This window comes from Paenibacillus puldeungensis (genome assembly GCF_042678945.1).
In the GTDB taxonomy this organism is placed as follows: domain Bacteria; phylum Bacillota; class Bacilli; order Paenibacillales; family Paenibacillaceae; genus Fontibacillus; species Fontibacillus puldeungensis.
The window spans coordinates 220310-237479 of record NZ_JBHTLM010000005.1 but is presented as its reverse complement, the minus strand read 5'-3'; the positions used below and the strand labels follow the sequence as shown (position 1 = coordinate 237479).

The following is a 17170-nucleotide window of genomic DNA, read 5'->3' as shown; positions in this document are numbered from 1 at the left end:
GGAAATAAGATGACAGAATATCTGATCCGTCGCTTGCTACAATCGGTGCTGGTCATTTTTTTGATTACAGTGTTAACTTTCTTGCTCATTCATGCAGCTCCCGGCGGTCCAACGCAGGTCATGCTGGGGCCTGGCCTCTCGCCAGAGGCGTTTGAACAGCAGAAGCATAACCTGGGACTTGACCAGCCTATCCCGGTTCAATATGTGAAGTGGGTTAGTAACATTGTGAAAGGCGACTTTGGTTATACCTTTAAAAACCATATCCCGGTTGCAGATTTGCTGTGGCCTCGATTGGCTAACACAGTAATTTTAATGGGTGCAGCCTGGCTGCTTACTCTCATTATTGCTCTACCTTGGGGGATCTATAACAGTACGAAAGAATACGGTCTATCCGATCAGACGGCATCGTTCATTTCCTATTTAGGATTTGCGATGCCTACGTTCTGGTTCGGGATTTTGCTGCAGCAATGGCTATCTCTGGGCCTAGACTGGTTCCCTCTGTCGGACATGCACTCTCGAGGAAATGAAGGAAGTATTACTGATTTATTCATGCACATGGTGCTTCCAGTTTCAGTGCTGTCTCTCGGGTTTTTAGCTTCATATATTAAATATGCTCGCGCCAGTATGCTCGAAGTTCTGGACCAGGATTTTATTCGGACAGCTCGTGCCAAAGGTGTGAAGGAAAGAAAAGTAGTATTCAAACATGCCTTGCGGAACGCTTTAATCCCGATTATTACGATTCTTGGATTGGACTTGCCAATTTTGGTTGGTGGGGCAGCGCTCACCGAAAATGTGTTTAACTGGCCGGGGATGGGACGGTTTTATGTTGAGGCGGCTAACTCGAGAGAATATTCCGTGCTGATGGCCATAACGGTCGTAACCGCTCTCGTCGTTATTATTGGTAACCTGTTGGCGGATATTTTATATGCGATTGTGGATCCACGGGTAAAATTGGGCCAAAAAGGAGGAAAAGCGGCATGAGTGATTTGAAAGTAGCCGGTTCGTCTCCGGAAACGTTGACCCCGAACCCGCCTGCGCCCGCCTTGGATAAAGCTTCGGTTTCCACCAAGAAACCTCCCGGACCATGGCGGATGTTATGGAAGAAGTTCTCACATAATCCCTATGCCATGACCGGTTTGGGTGTATTGCTATTTTTTGTTGTGATGGCGGCTTTGGCTCCATTAATTACAAAATACGACCCTGCCAAAATTGATTTGATGTTTGCGAATCTTCCCGCTGGATCTCCAGATCATCTTCTTGGGACAGACGAGCTGGGCCGTGATATTTTTACTAGATTGCTATTTAGTGCACGTATTTCGCTGTTAATTGGGTTCTCCGTGGCCTTGGCCTCGGTAGTCATCGGGTCTATTATCGGGGCTATTTCCGGATTTTTCGGCGGATGGGTCGATACTGTATTTATGCGGATCGTTGACGTAATGAACTCGGTGCCAACACTGTTTCTTAACATTTTGGTACTGGCCATTTTCGGATCGAAAATGGAATATATGATTATGATCTTGGCTTTGACGAGCTGGATGAGTATCGCACGGCTAGTCAGAGGGAATTTCCTGCAGCTCCGCGAAATGCAATATGTGGAGGCGGCGAGGGCAATCGGGGTATCCAACTCAGGGATCATCTTCCGTCACTTGCTTCGCAATTCCGCGTTTCCAATCATTGTTAATGCCACCCTTATGGTTGGGGCAGCAATTTTGAGTGAGTCCGCATTGTCTTATCTTGGTCTCGGAATCCAAGCTCCAGATACGAGCTGGGGGCTGATGCTGAGCAATGCGCAGGAATTCATGCTGATTGATAAATGGCAAGCCGTATACCCTGGTCTTTGCATTTTGATCGTTGTGCTGGCAGTAAACTTTATCGGGGACGGTATTCGTGACGCGCTCGATCCTAAACAGAGCTTATCCAAATCCCGGAGGAGGATCGAAAAATGGCGGAAAAACTACTCGAAATCCGGAAACTAAGCGCCGGTTTTATTACCGAGAAGGGGCTAGTCAAAGCAACTGACCAAATCTCTCTGGCTTTGGACAAAGGGCAAACTGTCTGTTTGGTCGGCGAATCGGGCAGTGGCAAAAGTGTAACATCCCTGGCCATTATGCGCTTAATTGACTATGCCGGCGGCGTTATTATAGAAGGAAACATTAATTTTCATGGCGAGGATTTAACGGAGAAGAAACAGGAAGAAATGCGTAAAATTCGCGGTGACCGAATCGCGATGATCTTTCAGGACCCGATGTCCTCATTAAATCCCGTATTTACGATCGGGAATCAAATTGCCGAAAGTATTCTGCTTCATCAGAACAAGAGCAAGGAAGAAGCATGGAACATGGCGGTTGAAATGCTGCGGCTCGTTGGCATTCCGGCACCGGAAATTCGGGCGAAGCAATATCCGCATGAGCTTTCAGGCGGTATGTGTCAGCGCGTCGTTATTGCCATCGCTTTGGCTTGTAATCCTGAACTGCTAATCGCCGATGAACCGACGACAGCACTCGACGTTACGGTGCAGGCGCAAATTCTGGATCTTCTTCGCAAGCTCCAAGCTGAGCTGGGCATGTCCATTTTGATGATTACACATGATATGGGCGTTGCTGCAGAAATGGCTGATCGAGTTGCGGTTATGTACGCAGGGGCGATTGTGGAAGAAGGGACGGTTCAAGAAATTTTTGACCATCCGAGTCATCCTTATACCGTAGGCTTGCTTCAATCCATTCCTGGCTTTGAAGGGGAACGTGGAGGAGAGCTTTATACGATCCAGGGAACAATTCCTCCGCTTGGGCAGCTGCCAGGCGGATGCCGGTTCCATCCTCGTTGCCCTCATGCTACAGATATTTGCAGACAGAAGGAACCTCACGAATTTCTGGTCGGCGAAGACCATCGCGCTTCCTGTTGGCTGTATGAAGATAAGCCGGTATACAAGGAAACAGCGAGTAGCAGCAGAGATGGGGTGAAATCGGTATGACGACAGAAACAACAAGTATGCAAACGTCGGCACCCGTCCAAACGAACGAGGATATCCTCGTAGATGTTCGTGGACTCAAAAAATATTTCCCGATTCACAAAGGTCTGCTGAGCCGGGTGGTAGGTCAGGTTAAAGCTGTTGATGATGTATCCCTTGCGATTCGCAAAGGTGAAACGTTCGGTCTTGTAGGCGAATCCGGGTGCGGTAAATCTACGTTTGGGCGCGTTCTTCTGCGCCTTCAAGGTGCGACGGAAGGTCAGGTCCTGTATCAGGGCCGGGACATTCAACAGCTCGGCAAGAAGGATATGCGCGGGCTGCGCGAAGAAATGCAGATTATTTTCCAGGATCCGTTCGGTTCGCTAAATCCGCGGTTCCTGGTGAAGGATATTATTGGGGAGCCGCTGCGTGTTCACCGCAACATGACGGCCAAGCAGATCGATGATCGCGTGGTCGAGCTGATGGAGCTGGTCGGCCTTGACGCATCGCGGCGCAACCGCTACCCTCACGAATTTTCGGGTGGACAACGGCAGCGGATCGGCATCGCCCGTGCGATTGCGCTCAACCCGAAATTTATCGTTGCGGACGAAGCGGTATCCGCGCTCGACGTTTCCGTTCAATCGCAGGTTATCAACCTGCTGATGCAGCTGCAGCGTGAACTTGGCTTAACGTTCTTATTCATCGCTCACGGCTTGAATGTCGTTCGGCATATTTCTGACCGTGTGGGGGTTATGTATCTTGGCAAGCTGGTGGAAGTAGGGGAGACAGAGACGTTGTTCGCAGCTCCTTTGCATCCATATACGGCTGCTTTATTGTCGGCTATTCCTAAGCCTTCACCGGGACGCGTCAGAGAACGGATTGTCCTTCAGGGCGATGTGCCTTCTCCGGCAAATCCGCCAACAGGCTGCCGCTTCCATACCCGCTGTCCGTTTGCCGCAGAGAAATGCTCTCAGGTAGAGCCGATCCTTACGGAAGTAGCCCCTGGCCGTCAGGTGGCCTGCCACTTCCCGCTTAAGGTAGAATCAGAGTTGCTATAAGCGGCGGCATTATAGAATAGTAGGGTTTTATGCACAAACTCATAGAGGTCCGCATTCTCCTTAGGGGAGAGCCGGGCCTCTTGTTTTTTCATAGGATTTCCGAGTTATGTACTTATTGAAGTAGCGGACCATCATCTGGTATGCGGGACAATGTTGTATCGAATTTCTCCAATGTGTTATAGTACGAAACGACAGAGTATTTTAACAGAGTCGAAATTGAGAGAAATGTGCATATAACAAAATGGAGGCACAGTAAAATGAGAGCTAGAACAAGACGGCGAAATGTGAAAAAAAAGAATAAAGGTAAAATAGCACTGATAACGCTCCTCGTCATTGTACTCATTGGAGCAGGTGGTTATGTATTCCGCAAGCCGCTGACCGTAATGGCATTTGATTTGTTCCTGTCCGGTCAAGTGGAAGAGAAGCTTCAGAAGTCTTATGCCCCGCTCGAAGGTGAGCAGCCAAAGCCGGTGGTGAAGGAGCAGGATTTTAAGCCTTTTAGTACCTTGCTGCTCGGTGTCGATCAACGGAAAAATGAACCAGCTCGTTCGGACACAATGATTTATGCAGTCGTACGTCCGAAGGATTCCAGAGTGCTGCTCATTTCGATCCCGCGTGATACGTATACGGAAATTGTGGGTAAAGGTAAAGAGGATAAGATCAACCATGCGTATGCGTTCGGCGGCGAGAAAATGGCGAAGGACACCGTAGAGAATCTGATCGGTGCACCGGCTGATTATTATGCGGCTATTAACTTCCAGGGACTGCGCGAAGTCGTCGATGCGTTGGACGGTGTGAAGCTTCCGATTACCGAAGATATCGTAAACAAGCAGAAGGACCATGAGAAGTTTACGATTAAAGCCAATAAGCCGCTTTATGACGGCCAAGAGGCCCTGAATTTCGTCAGATACCGCGAGGATAGCGATTTTAACCGGACCAAACGGCATCAGATTTTTCTAAGTGCGCTCGTGGATCGTATGCTGGAGCTGGGTCAAGTTTCGAAAATTCCTGATTTGATGGATATGCTCGGAGATAATTTTAAGACGGATATGATGCCAAGCATGATTATTGATTTATCGAAGGAGATTCTGCTTAACCAGGCGCCGGCCATCAATGGCTTTACCATTATGGGAGAAGGCATGAGAAAGCATGGCATCTATTATGATAAGGCTAACGAAGAGGATATTGCATTTGCCAAACAGATGATCGACAGCTGGATGAATCCGGATACCCCGGCCGACCAATTGCTCGTACCGGCATCCCGGGACGCTGCCTCCAAGAAAGATAGCGACGGAACTTCGGGTACTCAGAAACAGAACAATTCTAATTCGACACCTGGGGAGACGGCTGCGGCGCGATAAGCTCGATAAAAATTATTGCCCCGGTAATAAAACCTTAGGATAGCTGAGCCGCCTGGGCATGAGTGTAATAAAGTCATCATATTTTATAGGGTAAGTAATTGAAAAGTCTATAGCTAACGATTCGGCAGTCCGGTTTCCGGCTGCCGATTTCTCGCCGCGGGCCGGAACAAATCTCGTTTTGAAACGTACAAATTAGGGGAGTCTTTAGAAGGACGAGGAGGATTTTGTTCTCATGAATATTGCGTTTTTTTTACTGCCGAAAAGCGATGTGGTTACGGTGACGCTCGATTCCACACTACGGCAGACGCTGGAGCGAATGGAGTTTCACCGATACACCGCCGTACCGATCATTAGCCAAGACGGGGCTTATGTAGGTACCGTGACGGAAGGCGACCTGCTCTGGCATATGAAAAATTCTGGCGGTAAAATCAATTTTGAGACCGCTTCTAAATTTTTGCTGAAGGATGTTCCTTTGAAGATGGACATCAAGCCTGTTTTTATCGATGCGGATATGGAGGATCTCATCAATTTGGCCAAGGTTCAGAACTTTGTGCCGGTCGTTGACGACCGAGGGCGGTTCATTGGCATCGTACGCCGGAGTCAAATCATTGAATACTGCGAAAAATTCGTAACCAGGGATGTTCTGGAACCCAAGAAATAGTATGGGGTTTGCGTCCCTTGGAGCATTTGCTATATGCTATAATGAAGAATAAAGCTTTTTGATAGTGCTTCCGAAGCGAGTTTTGTGCGAAGCTCTATCGTGGAAGTATTGCTCACAAAACTTTTAGGAGGGTGGAAGCTGTCCGCCATGCAAAGGGAAATGGATGTGGCCAAACGAGCCAAAGTGATTGAATGGCTCAAAACCGAAGTAGTCGATCACGTATCCCGTTTGTTTAAGGCACTATGGGAAGGCAGCACATCGCGGGTAACGGACAGTCTTGCCAGTCTGATCGTCAGCAGTTATATTTTGGGGCGCAGACTTGGGGTTTCCTATCGGGATCTGGATGACAGTATCCTGGAGAAGTTGAAAAAACATCAACAGGAGGGTCATCAGCTCGAGGATTGGTATCAGGATATTTCCACACTTGAAGAACATATGCGTAAGAGGTGAACCCATTTGAAGCTGCGCTGGACATCGGTCGCATGGAGCTTCGCTTACTTGCTGCTCCTGCTATCTTTAGCAACACCACTTGCCGTCATCACGGTCTTTTTTCTGATGGTGCCGGTTGTTTTGCTTTATACGACCCTTTCGACTAGGGCATTTATCCTGCACGTTGCTCCGGTTTGGCTGGTGGCATCGCTGATATTCGGACCGTTTATTCTGGTCCAGGCCACGTTTTTTATCATACCGGCGCTCGTGATGGGTTACTTATATAAGAAAAGGGGCCCAGCCTTCCGGACCGTCGTGGCTGGAGCCGGGACGATTCTTGTGGAGTTTTTGCTGCTGCTGTTAATCACCACGGTGGTTTTTAAGTTCAATTTAGCCTCAGCTATTGAGGATATGCTGAATACGGCTTTTGCACCGCTGCAAAATATGACCGACGGTTCACTCGCAGGCGGATTTACCTGGTCTGCGGAGATGAGCCGCCAGTTTTCCAGTCTTACCGTTCGGATGATTCCGTTTACGATGATCGTCTGTTCACTAATTGTTGGGGTGGTAACGCATGCGATTTCCCGGCCGACCCTGGCAAGCATGGGGCATGCCGTACCGAAAATGGCTCCGATCCGCGAATGGCGCTTGCCCCGCTCGTTGATTTGGTACTATCTGATTTGCCTGCTCGTTCAGCTATTTGGCGGTGAAGCGATACAGGATGGTTTCATGGGCACGATTCTGCTGAATTTAGTGCCGATGTTGCAATTCCTCTTCATGATACAAACGGCAAGTCTATTCTTCTTTGCGGCTTATCACCGTAAATGGAATCCGGTCATTCCCGTGCTGCTTGTTGTGGCGATGGTTTTCTTCCCGCCGCTGCGCGTTGCTGGGATCTTGGACATTGCTTTTCCGCTGCGTGATATGATTACTAGATCAAGACGATAGGGTGAGAAGGCATGCCAAACTTACTGCAAAAGCGCTGGTACGGTTATCAAACCGTATGGATGTTCATGCTCCAGCTGCTGCTCGTCATCTTCGTCTCCTATTACAACTGGATTCTCGGGCTCGTCTGTATGTGCCTGGTTGGCGTATTGACTTACAGTATGATGCAGGCGGAACGAAACTTCCGCAAGGAATTGGTGCGTTACGTTACCGATTTAACCTACCGGGTGAAACGGGTAGAGGGTGAGGTAGTCAGCCACCTGCCGTTCGGGATTATGCTTTACAGCGAAGAACGGACGGTGGAATGGCATAACCGCTTCGTCTGCGGAATGTTTGGGCGGGACACGGTGGTGGGTCAGCCTTTGATGGAGCTGCTGCCGAGCTTGCCGCCGCTGGGACGGGATAAGAAGGATGGGACCGGCGGCAGAACGACCGTGGAGGTCACGGTGAATGATCGGCATTATGAATTAACCGTAGACCCTAACGAGCGCTTGATTCACATTCATGACATGACGGAGCTGGCGTTATTGCGGAACCGTTATGAGAATGAACGAGCCGCGCTCGGGATCGTGCTGCTGGACAATCTGGATGAAGCCGCCCAAGGCATGGACGACCAGCAGCGCACAGCGCTGATTGCCCGGGTTGCATCGGTGATCACAGAATGGGCTAAGCAGTACCGCGTTTATCTGCGGCGGCTGTCCTCTGAGCGATATCTGATGATTCTGAATCAGAAATCGCTGAACGAACTGGAGCAGAGCCGGTTCGTCATTTTGGATGAGGTCCGCGAAATGACCGCGGACCTGAAGGTGCCGATGACGCTCAGCATCGGCCTCGCTTTTGGCACCGAGCGCTTCAGCGAGCTGGGCGAACTCGCCCAGTCGAGTCTGGATATGGCGCTCGGCCGCGGGGGGGACCAGGCCGCCGTGAAGGCCGGCCAGCGGTTGTCCTTCTATGGCGGCAAGTCCGGCGCCATAGAGAAGCGGACACGCGTGCGCGCCCGCGTCATCGCGCATGCATTGCGCGATTTGATGCAGGAGAGCGACCGCGTCATCATCATGGGCCATCGCGTGCCGGACCTCGACGTGATCGGCGCCTCCATCGGCGTGCTGAAGGCCGCCGATATGTACAACGTCGAGGCCCATATCGTCCTGGATGGCCCGAACCCGGGCATCGAGCGCCTGATGGAGCGCATTCGCAAGGAAGAGTCGCTGATGCGGCGGTTTATATCGCCGGAGCAGGCGCTCGACATGATGACGCAGCATACGCTGCTCGTCCTAGTCGATACGCATAAGGCTTCCATCACCATGGAACCGCTTCTCGTTGAAGAAGCCCGGCGCGTTGTAGTGGTGGACCATCACCGCCGGGGCGAAGAATTCGTCAACGACGCTGTGCTTGTTTATCTCGAGCCATATGCTTCCTCTGCCTGCGAGCTCGTCACGGAGCTGCTGCAGTACATTCACGAGAAGGTCGAGCTAAGCCCGCTGGAGGCGACCACGCTGCTGGCAGGGATTACGATTGACACGAAGCATTTCGCGCTGCATACGGGCTCGCGGACGTTTGAGGCGGCGGCATTCCTCCGCCGCAACGGGGCGGACACGGTGATGGTGCAGCGATTGCTGAAGGAAGACCTGCAGGAGTATATCGCCAAGGCGGACATCATCAAGCATGCCCGCATGATTCATGGGCATATCGCGCTCGCCGTAACGGAGCCGAATCGCAAAATTCCGCAGCTGTTGATCGCCCAGGTGGCGGATACACTGCTGAATATGACCAATGTTAAAGCTTCGTTCGTCATCAGCGAACGGCCGGACGGCTTGATTGGCATCAGTGCTAGGTCGCTCGGGAGCATGAACGTGCAGGTGGTCATGGAGCGGCTTGGGGGCGGAGGGCATTTAACCAATGCTGCTGTTCAATTAGAGGGTACCCAGGCGGAGGCAGAGAAGAAGCTGCTCGCCGTTCTGGATGAAATAGAGAAGGAAGAGGGGTTGTTCGAATGAAGGTTATATTTTTGAAGGATGTTAAAGGTCAAGGCAAAAAAGGGGAAATTAAAGAGGTGTCCGAGGGCTATGCACAAAACTTCCTGATGCCGCGCGGACTGGTTCGTCCGGCAACAGACGGTAATGTGAAGACGCTGGAGCATCAAACTGCTGCAGAACAAAAGCGTAAGGCTCAAGAGAAGGAAGACGCTGTTCAGCTCGGCAAGAAGCTGGAGGAGATGACCGTTCAGCTTAAGGCAAAAGCCGGCGAAGGTGGACGTCTATTCGGGGCAATTACAAGCAAGCAGGTGGCAGAAGCGCTGGAGAAGGCTGGCGTAAAAATCGATAAACGTAAAATTGAAATGCATGATCCGATCCGGACGCTGGGGGTTACCCAGGTTCCTGTGAAGCTTCATCCTGAGGTGAAGTCTACGCTTAAGGTTCAAGTTACGGAGGAATAGGATGAGCGGAGATCTGTTTTTTGATCGGATCCCCCCGCAGAATTTAGAAGCTGAGCAAGCGGTGCTTGGAGCCGTGCTGCTGCAATCGGAGGCACTCATTACCGCGATGGAGCGGGTGCGGACCGAGGATTTTTATGATAAGCCCCACCAAATGATCTTTGAAGCGATGGTTCAGCTTGGTGAGGAAAATCAGCCGATTGACCTCGTAACCCTGACCGCGCGGCTCAAAGATCGCGGTGAGCTCGAGGAAATCGGCGGCGTCAGCTATTTGGCTAAGCTGGCTCATGCTGTACCGACAGCCGCCAACGTGGATTATTACGCGCGGATCATCGAAGAGAAGTCGATGCTTCGTCGTTTGATTCGTACAGCGACGCAAATCGTCAGCGATGGCTACACCGGGGGCGAAGATGTCTCAGGGATGCTGAGCGATGCGGAGCGGCGCATTCTGGAAATTTCTAATCGCGCGTCCGGTGGCGGGTTTATCGCCATCAGAGACGTGCTGATGGAAGTATTCGACCGCGTTGAGATACTTCACCAAAATCGCGGGACGACGACCGGGATTCCTTCCGGGTTCGTAGATCTGGACAAAATGACGTCCGGCTTCCAGCGTAGCGATCTTATTATCGTGGCCGCCCGGCCATCAGTTGGTAAGACGGCGTTTGCGCTAAACATTGCTCAGAATGTAGCAGTCCGCGCCAAAGAGACGGTAGCGATCTTCAGTCTGGAGATGTCCGCGCCTCAGCTCGTACAGCGGATGATTTGCGCCGAGGCCAACCTTGATGCAGGCGTCATGCGGACGGGCGATTTCAAGAGCGATGAAGATTGGTCAAAGCTGACGATGGGGATTGCCGCCTTGTCGGAAGCGGAGATATACATTGATGATACGCCGGGCATTACGGTTGCCGATATTCGGGCCAAATGCCGCCGACTTAAGAAAGAAAAAGGCCTTGGCATGATTCTTATCGATTATTTGCAGTTGATCCAAGGGCGCGGTAAAGCGGGCGAGAACCGGCAACAGGAAGTTTCCGAAATCTCTCGTACGCTGAAGCAAATTGCCCGGGAGCTGGAAGTGCCGGTCATCGCGTTGTCTCAGCTTAGCCGGGGCGTTGAGCAGCGGCAGGACAAGCGGCCGATGATGTCTGACCTTCGGGAATCGGGCTCCATCGAGCAGGACGCCGACATCGTGGCGTTTCTGTACCGGGACGATTATTACAACCAGGAAACCGAAAAGAAGAACATTATCGAAATCATCATTGCTAAGCAGCGGAACGGTCCTGTAGGGACGGTCGAGCTGGTCTTCCTCAAAAACTTTAATAAATTCGCCAATTACGAGCGAACGCATGCGGATGCGTTTGCGGGCTAGGTATAGTAGCGGAGCCGCCTTGAGAATGCCGCAAGCAAATTATATTTAATAGCTAAGAAGGGCCGACGAAAGATCGTCGGCCCTTTTTGTTTTGATTAAAGAGTTTATAAGTTTTCAGCGGAATTGAACTAATTAATCATTTTGAACAAAGTGAGGCAGGCTGTCCGTCTCCTTACTCTACTTGATTCATAGCAAACCTAAAAACCGGCAGTGGAGTGGTGGTGGGGCAAATGTTGTATTTAGTACAACAATCGCAGCGGGAGGGGGGCTAACTTTTGACAAAATAAGTCACATTCCATTTCGTGGAATATATGCCTGCTAACTATCTGTACGCCTTATGGATAACTTGTATAATTTAGAAGTGTAAGGAAATGAAAATGGCGAAAGGGGCGTTAAATGATAGCTCTCAGCTAGGCGGTCAGGTAGTTTATTCAACTGCGATATCTAAAGAGAATGAGATTCAAGTCGGAGCAGTGAGGAGAGAATGCAGAAATGAACAGTAAGCCGGATGTGAGAGACTGGTTTCCGAGCGAGGATGGAAATCCGGTCCAACGCGAACGGATGATGGAACTGATCGAGCAACTGGTTCGCGGTGTGGACGAGTTAAAAAATCCCGATGGCGTCAACCTAAAAGGGGAAAAGCAGAGGGATCCTGATTTTTACGGGCAATTGGCGGCGCAAAGCTTCATTCCCCATGAAGGGGCTCCCCTGCGGGAGGTTAATACCGAGCTGCTAAAGCTGCTGCACGGTCATCCATATCATACCAAGTATTTTTTTACGAATATATTGCCTATGGCCTCGATTCCCGGAATGCTCGGCATGCTTACCGCCATGCTGGTGAACGGGAACAATCTTTGGGATGTCTATGGCCCTGCAGGGGCCGAGGCCGAAGTTAGGGTCACTGCCATGATGTCCAAGCTGGTCGGGTATGACGCCAAGACGAGCGGCGGCTATACGACCTGGGGCGGTCAAGGGGCGGTGTTCTCCGGACTACGGATCGCGATCGCCAAATATGCCCCGGACGCGCTGAAGCGGGGGGTTCCGAACAATTTATACGCTTTTTGCTCAGAGGCGGCGCATTACAGTCTGCTCAAGTCGTTGGAAGCGACCGGAATCGGCAGCGATCATCTCATTAAAGTCAGAACGTTGCCCGACAGTTCGATGGACGTGGCGGATTTGAAACACAAAATGGAAAAGGTTGCAATGACCGGGGGCGTGCCTGTCTACATCGTGGGGACCACGGGCACCACCGATGCCATTGGAATCGACGATATCGGTCAAATTCGCGCTGCTGCGGAAGAAACCGCGGAACGGTTCGGTTTGCCATGCCCGCATATCCATGCGGATTCGGCTTTGGGCGGTTTTTTTGCCTTCTTCAATGACTATGATTTGGAGCAAAACCCGCTTGGCTTTAGCAGGGGTGTCCTTGCCATGCTGGCACCGATTCGTCAAAAGCTGCGGATGCTTTCGCTTGCCGACTCGCTATGTTTCGATTTTCAGAAGCTGGGACAAGCTCCTTACGTGTCCAGCCTGTTCCTAGTTAAAAATGCATCGGATCTCCGCCTGTTGGATTTAGGGGCGGACGAAACTCCATATGTGGGACACCGCGGTTACGGCGATTACCACACCGGCTATACGCTGGAATGCTCCCGCATGGCCAGCTCGATCAGCATGTACAGCTTGCTGCTGTCCTTTGGTGTGGAAGGTTATCAGCGGCTGCTGGCGCAATTTCTGGAGGTCAATCTGCGGTTCCGGCAAAGCATGGCCGCAGAAATTCCGCAGGCCGACATCGCGAACCCGGATAATACGGGCATTTCCACGCTGATCCGCATCTATTTGCCGGGCGGACCACGTTTTGCCGAGGAAATCGGCGGCACCTGCTCCGCCCTGGATATCGAGCGGAACAATCGTTTGAATGAGCTGTTGTTCGAGAAGCTGGGGGAACGACGTGATCGGATGTTTTTCGGAGACACCAAAAAGCATCTGCTGGTCGGAACCGCCGAAGGCCGGGAAATCCCGCTTTACGTCAGCAAATTTTTTGTTATTTCGCCGCATACCCAACCCGAGCATGTGCCGGAAATTGTGCAATATTTGAAGGAATGCGTGTCCGAGGTATGCGAAGCGTTTAGCTTATCGACGGCGAAATAAATCAGGGGCGCGCCCCAAAATTACAATCAGGAGATGAACTTGCAGTGAAGGAAAAGATCAAACGCCTGTTTTTTGGGCGTATTTCTTCGAAGATTATGATGGGTACGACAGGGTTGCTCCTTATCGCCATCTTTTGCTTTATCGGGCTGCTCATTATGGTGAATTCCACGCTGAGCGGCGAGCTTAAGAATGAACTTGATCGTCGGCTGCAGAGCAATATACGAGTCGTCCAAAGCGAGTTGGATCGGATCAAAGGCAACAAGTTGGAGATCGACGGGATGGATAATCCGCTGTACAAGGAAACCCGCAAGATGATGGATGATCTGAAAAAAAGCTACAATCTGGAAAACGTTTATGTTTTATCGAATGATGGAGGCAAGGAACACATTATCGCCCTATCTGACACGAAAGACGATTATAACACGGATTATCCGTTCTCCACGGAGATGAAGCGGGCAATCGCGGAGAACCGGGAGACCATCAGTGAAATCTATAAAGACGAGTACGGGATACATAAGTCGATTTTTGTTCCGTTGAAAAATTCGAACGGGAACCCGGCCGGCCTGTTGGGGATTGATCTCAACGCTTCCGTGATTCCCGACACCACGGCAAAGGTGCTATGGTACAGCCTGGCCATTACGCTCCTCGTTCTTGTGGTCGGCTTGCTGTTCGCCTATTGGTTGGGCCGGGTTATCGCGGGGCCGATCCAAAAGTTGATGCACGCAACTGAACGATTCGCCACGGGCGATCTGACCCAGGAGGTTCAGGTTCGGAGCCTTGACGAAGTCGGCCGCCTCACCGAGGCCTTTGGCACGATGAGCGGCAATATGAAGCGGTTGATCGGACATATTTCTACCTCCTCCCGCGAGGTATCGAGCACCAGCTCGCAGTTGATCCACGTGACCAGTGAGTCCAGCGAAAGCGCACAACAGGTGGCGATTTCGATGAACAGCATGAGCGAAGGGATCAACGAAGTGGTGGAATCGATCGGCCACAGCTCGGCCTCGGTGATGGAGATCGAGCAGCAGTTGACCGGGGTCGTCGCCGACGTGAACGAGATGCAGTCTATCGCCGAGAAGGTCAGCAATCAATCGTCCGAGGGGCAAAACATGGTCGATCAGACGCTTAGCCAGATGAATGCGATCGAGAAGGTCATGCGGCATTCGGAAGCGACGGCGGGCCAACTGGAGGAGCGTTCCAGGGAGATCGGCGAGGTCGTCGGCATGATCACGGATATCGCTCAGCAAACGAACCTGCTGGCGCTGAACGCTTCCATCGAAGCGGCACGGGTTGGTGAGATGGGCCGGGGGTTTGCCGTCGTGGCCGGCGAAGTGCGCAAGCTGGCCGAGCAGTCGGCGGAGGCCGCTGCGTCGATTACCGAACTGGTGGTTGGAACGCAGGAGAACAGCCGTCTAGTCATCGAAAGCATCAGTGAGGGCAATCGGGCGGTTGAAGAGGGTCAAAAATGGATGGGCATGACGTACCAGAGCTTCCAGGATATTTTTCAAGGAATCAGCAACTTTTCGTCACGGACCGAGCAACTGCTGAAATCGCTGCTGCTTGTGGAAAACTCTTATCAGAGCATATCCGCGTCAGTGCAGCAAATTTCCGGCGTGACGCAGGAGCAGGCTGCATCTTCCGAAGAAGTGGCGGCGGCGTCCGAGCAGCAAAGCGCGGCCATGCAGGAAATTGCTGCTGCGATCCGCCAGCTCTCATCGCTGTCTGAAGATTTGCAGAAGGCTGTGGCAATCTTTAAGCTGTAACTTGATTATTTAGAGCGGCTAGAGGGGATGTCCCTAAGAGGTCGGGGTTGGCTGTCCCGGGCCTCGGCGGGGGTATCCTCTTTTGTTCGTTTCATGTACAAGCAACAACGTTTTTTTTGAAAATGGGATAATTTCCGAACGATTGTAAAATATAATATAAAAATCGTTCGCTTTTTCATTTGACTTTAAAAATGGAGACTGGTAAACTGATATTGCTGCGTTAAAGCGGAAATGAACCGCGACTTCGCGGCGGCGCGCTTATGAGCGCGTTCAAGATGATGGAAACTGCAGGTTGTTTTTATTACACATCGGCCGGTGATTTACCGAAAGCGGATCGCAGGCTGTCTTTTGCAATGTTCAAATATAGGTGCTTGAGGCACCATGCGGGGGAATGTACATGTCAACGGTAGTCGTTGTGGGAACCCAATGGGGAGACGAAGGTAAAGGTAAAATCACGGATTTTCTGGCGGAAAACGCAGATGTGGTGGCCCGTTATCAAGGCGGCAACAACGCCGGTCACACTATACTTATCGAAGGCAAGAAGTACAAACTCACCTTGATACCGTCAGGCATCTTCAATAAAGATAAACAATGCGTCATTGGGAACGGTGTGGTCATCAACCCGGCTGCGTTAATCGAGGAAATCAACTACGTGGAAGAGAACGGGTTTAGCGCGAAGAATCTGGTCGTAAGCGACCGGGCCCACGTTATTTTGCCGTATCACCTGCTGCTGGACGCATTGGAGGAAGACCGTAAGGGCGACAATAAAATCGGGACGACTCGTAAAGGGATTGGCCCGGCTTACATGGATAAAGCGGCGCGTAACGGGATTCGGATGGCCGATTTGATGGATCCGGAAGAGTTCGAACGGAAGCTGCGCCATATTATGAAAGAGAAGAACCATCTGATCGAGAATGTCTATGGCGGGCAGCCGCTGGATGTGGAAGAGGTGCTGAAGCAGTATCTGGAATACGCGGAAATCATTCGTCCTTACGTTGCCGAAACATCGGTTATTCTAGACGACGCAATCGAAGCGGGCAAAAACGTGCTTTTCGAAGGTGCGCAAGGGGTTATGCTCGATATCGATCAAGGTACGTATCCATACGTAACGTCCTCGAACCCATCGGCCGGCGGCGTCTGCAACGGTGCGGGTGTAGGACCGACGAAGATTCACCAAATTATCGGTGTAGCTAAAGCGTACACGACTCGTGTGGGCGACGGTCCGTTCCCGACGGAATTGAAGGATGAAATCGGCGATTTCATCCGTGAAACCGGGCACGAATACGGTACGGTCACCGGCCGTCCGCGCCGCGTTGGCTGGTTCGATAGCGTCGTTGTTCGTCATACGCGCCGCGTGAGCGGACTGACCGGGCTGTCGCTGAACTCCCTGGACGTGCTCACCGGGCTGAAGACGGTGAAGATTTGCACCGGCTACAAATACCGCGGCGAAGTGATCACCCACTACCCGGCCAGCCTCAAAATGCTTGCGGAATGTGAAGCGATCTACGAAGAGCTCCCAGGCTGGACGGAGGATATTTCCGCGGCGAAAACGCTGGAGGATCTGCCGGAAACGACCCGCAATTATGTGAAGCGTGTATCCGAGCTGACCGGTGTTCCGATCGCAATTTTCTCGGTAGGCCGCAACCGCAGTCAAACGAATCAAATTATGCCGATTTACAAGTAAGTAGGATCGCAAGTAAGATCGGATGGGTTACCGTTGATTTAACTGATATTAAAAATGAGAGTTAACTAAACCAGTCATAACGAATGAAGCCGCTCAGAGGGGCAAGAATGTCTCTCTAAGCGGCTTTTTTGTGCTGATGGTTTATTTAGTGTGAATGACTATGATCGGTCATGAGTAGTCATGCGTGTTTTGTGTGACTGGGACGGTGGTCTAGAGTCGATGGTAATTGCATGGTCTGCAGTCTAGTGTCGGTTTGGCGGCAGTTGGTTGCTTGGTTAGTGATGAAAGGTCGTATGGCGGAGGATGGAGTAGGGTTGTTGTGGATGTAAATATTGGCTCCGCATGTGCGTGCAGGTGTAGACGAGGATGTAGTG

At 51.4% G+C, this 17170-nt stretch carries 14 protein-coding genes; all 14 read left to right on the top strand.

What is annotated here, in order from left to right:
* The first annotated feature begins 9 nt into the window (after nucleotides 1-9).
* Nucleotides 10-981, top strand: a complete 972-nt coding sequence (locus ACFQ3W_RS09645; RefSeq protein WP_379319009.1) for an ABC transporter permease — start codon at nucleotides 10-12, stop codon at nucleotides 979-981.
* A complete protein-coding gene (locus tag ACFQ3W_RS09640) occupies nucleotides 978-1976 on the top strand; it encodes an ABC transporter permease (protein WP_379319008.1) in 999 nt (332 codons plus the stop codon). The genes ACFQ3W_RS09645 and ACFQ3W_RS09640 overlap by 4 nt, the downstream gene beginning before the upstream one ends.
* Entirely contained in the window at nucleotides 1943-2971 is a 1029-nt protein-coding gene (locus tag ACFQ3W_RS09635) for an ABC transporter ATP-binding protein (RefSeq protein WP_379319007.1), read from the top strand. Before ACFQ3W_RS09640 ends, ACFQ3W_RS09635 begins: the two co-directional genes overlap by 34 nt.
* Nucleotides 2968-4005 (top strand): ABC transporter ATP-binding protein, encoded by a 1038-nt coding sequence (locus ACFQ3W_RS09630; RefSeq protein WP_379319006.1) that lies wholly within the window; start codon nucleotides 2968-2970, stop codon nucleotides 4003-4005. Before ACFQ3W_RS09635 ends, ACFQ3W_RS09630 begins: the two co-directional genes overlap by 4 nt.
* A 257-nt stretch (nucleotides 4006-4262) precedes the next feature.
* On the top strand, nucleotides 4263-5366 hold the full coding sequence (locus ACFQ3W_RS09625) for an LCP family protein (RefSeq protein ID WP_379319005.1): 1104 nt from the start codon (nucleotides 4263-4265) through the stop codon (nucleotides 5364-5366).
* A gap of 232 nt (nucleotides 5367-5598) precedes the next feature.
* Nucleotides 5599-6027: a CBS domain-containing protein gene (locus tag ACFQ3W_RS09620; RefSeq protein ID WP_379319004.1), complete on the top strand. Its 429-nt coding sequence runs from the start codon at nucleotides 5599-5601 to the stop codon at nucleotides 6025-6027.
* 147 nt (nucleotides 6028-6174) lie between these two features.
* Nucleotides 6175-6477: a MazG-like family protein gene (locus ACFQ3W_RS09615; RefSeq protein WP_379319003.1), complete on the top strand. Its 303-nt coding sequence runs from the start codon at nucleotides 6175-6177 to the stop codon at nucleotides 6475-6477.
* 6 nt (nucleotides 6478-6483) lie between these two features.
* Complete coding sequence (locus ACFQ3W_RS09610; RefSeq protein ID WP_379319002.1) at nucleotides 6484-7404, top strand: DUF2232 domain-containing protein; 921 nt, start codon at nucleotides 6484-6486, stop codon at nucleotides 7402-7404.
* Nucleotides 7405-7415: 11 nt separating this feature from the next.
* The gene (locus ACFQ3W_RS09605; protein ID WP_379319001.1) at nucleotides 7416-9398 is read left to right on the top strand and encodes a DHH family phosphoesterase; all 1983 of its coding nucleotides are present in this window, start codon (nucleotides 7416-7418) and stop codon (nucleotides 9396-9398) included.
* Nucleotides 9395-9838, top strand: coding sequence for a 50S ribosomal protein L9 (gene rplI / locus ACFQ3W_RS09600; RefSeq protein WP_379319000.1), 444 nt, complete (start codon nucleotides 9395-9397; stop codon nucleotides 9836-9838). The genes ACFQ3W_RS09605 and rplI overlap by 4 nt, the downstream gene beginning before the upstream one ends.
* A gap of 1 nt (nucleotide 9839) precedes the next feature.
* Nucleotides 9840-11201, top strand: a complete 1362-nt coding sequence (gene dnaB / locus ACFQ3W_RS09595) for a replicative DNA helicase (RefSeq protein ID WP_379318999.1) — start codon at nucleotides 9840-9842, stop codon at nucleotides 11199-11201.
* 492 nt (nucleotides 11202-11693) lie between these two features.
* Nucleotides 11694-13349: a pyridoxal phosphate-dependent decarboxylase family protein gene (locus tag ACFQ3W_RS09590; protein ID WP_379318998.1), complete on the top strand. Its 1656-nt coding sequence runs from the start codon at nucleotides 11694-11696 to the stop codon at nucleotides 13347-13349.
* 95 nt (nucleotides 13350-13444) lie between these two features.
* Entirely contained in the window at nucleotides 13445-15112 is a 1668-nt protein-coding gene (locus ACFQ3W_RS09585; RefSeq protein ID WP_379319064.1) for a methyl-accepting chemotaxis protein, read from the top strand.
* Nucleotides 15113-15509: 397 nt separating this feature from the next.
* Nucleotides 15510-16796, top strand: a complete 1287-nt coding sequence (locus ACFQ3W_RS09580) for an adenylosuccinate synthase (RefSeq protein WP_379318997.1) — start codon at nucleotides 15510-15512, stop codon at nucleotides 16794-16796.
* The last annotated feature ends 374 nt before the right edge of the window (nucleotides 16797-17170 follow it).

What these genes read in the sequence shown, in the direction of transcription:
- ACFQ3W_RS09645 (WP_379319009.1), top strand. Translation starts at nt 10, where the DNA reads ATGACAGAATATCTGATCCGTCGCTTGCTACAATCGGTGCTGGTCATT.
- ACFQ3W_RS09640 (WP_379319008.1), top strand. Translation starts at nt 978, where the DNA reads ATGAGTGATTTGAAAGTAGCCGGTTCGTCTCCGGAAACGTTGACCCCG.
- ACFQ3W_RS09635 (WP_379319007.1), top strand. Translation starts at nt 1,943, where the DNA reads ATGGCGGAAAAACTACTCGAAATCCGGAAACTAAGCGCCGGTTTTATT.
- ACFQ3W_RS09630 (WP_379319006.1), top strand. Translation starts at nt 2,968, where the DNA reads ATGACGACAGAAACAACAAGTATGCAAACGTCGGCACCCGTCCAAACG.
- ACFQ3W_RS09625 (WP_379319005.1), top strand. Translation starts at nt 4,263, where the DNA reads ATGAGAGCTAGAACAAGACGGCGAAATGTGAAAAAAAAGAATAAAGGT.
- ACFQ3W_RS09620 (WP_379319004.1), top strand. Translation starts at nt 5,599, where the DNA reads ATGAATATTGCGTTTTTTTTACTGCCGAAAAGCGATGTGGTTACGGTG.
- ACFQ3W_RS09615 (WP_379319003.1), top strand. Translation starts at nt 6,175, where the DNA reads ATGCAAAGGGAAATGGATGTGGCCAAACGAGCCAAAGTGATTGAATGG.
- ACFQ3W_RS09605 (WP_379319001.1), top strand. Translation starts at nt 7,416, where the DNA reads ATGCCAAACTTACTGCAAAAGCGCTGGTACGGTTATCAAACCGTATGG.
- rplI (WP_379319000.1), top strand. Translation starts at nt 9,395, where the DNA reads ATGAAGGTTATATTTTTGAAGGATGTTAAAGGTCAAGGCAAAAAAGGG.
- dnaB (WP_379318999.1), top strand. Translation starts at nt 9,840, where the DNA reads ATGAGCGGAGATCTGTTTTTTGATCGGATCCCCCCGCAGAATTTAGAA.
- ACFQ3W_RS09590 (WP_379318998.1), top strand. Translation starts at nt 11,694, where the DNA reads ATGAACAGTAAGCCGGATGTGAGAGACTGGTTTCCGAGCGAGGATGGA.
- ACFQ3W_RS09585 (WP_379319064.1), top strand. Translation starts at nt 13,445, where the DNA reads ATGATGGGTACGACAGGGTTGCTCCTTATCGCCATCTTTTGCTTTATC.
- ACFQ3W_RS09580 (WP_379318997.1), top strand. Translation starts at nt 15,510, where the DNA reads ATGTCAACGGTAGTCGTTGTGGGAACCCAATGGGGAGACGAAGGTAAA.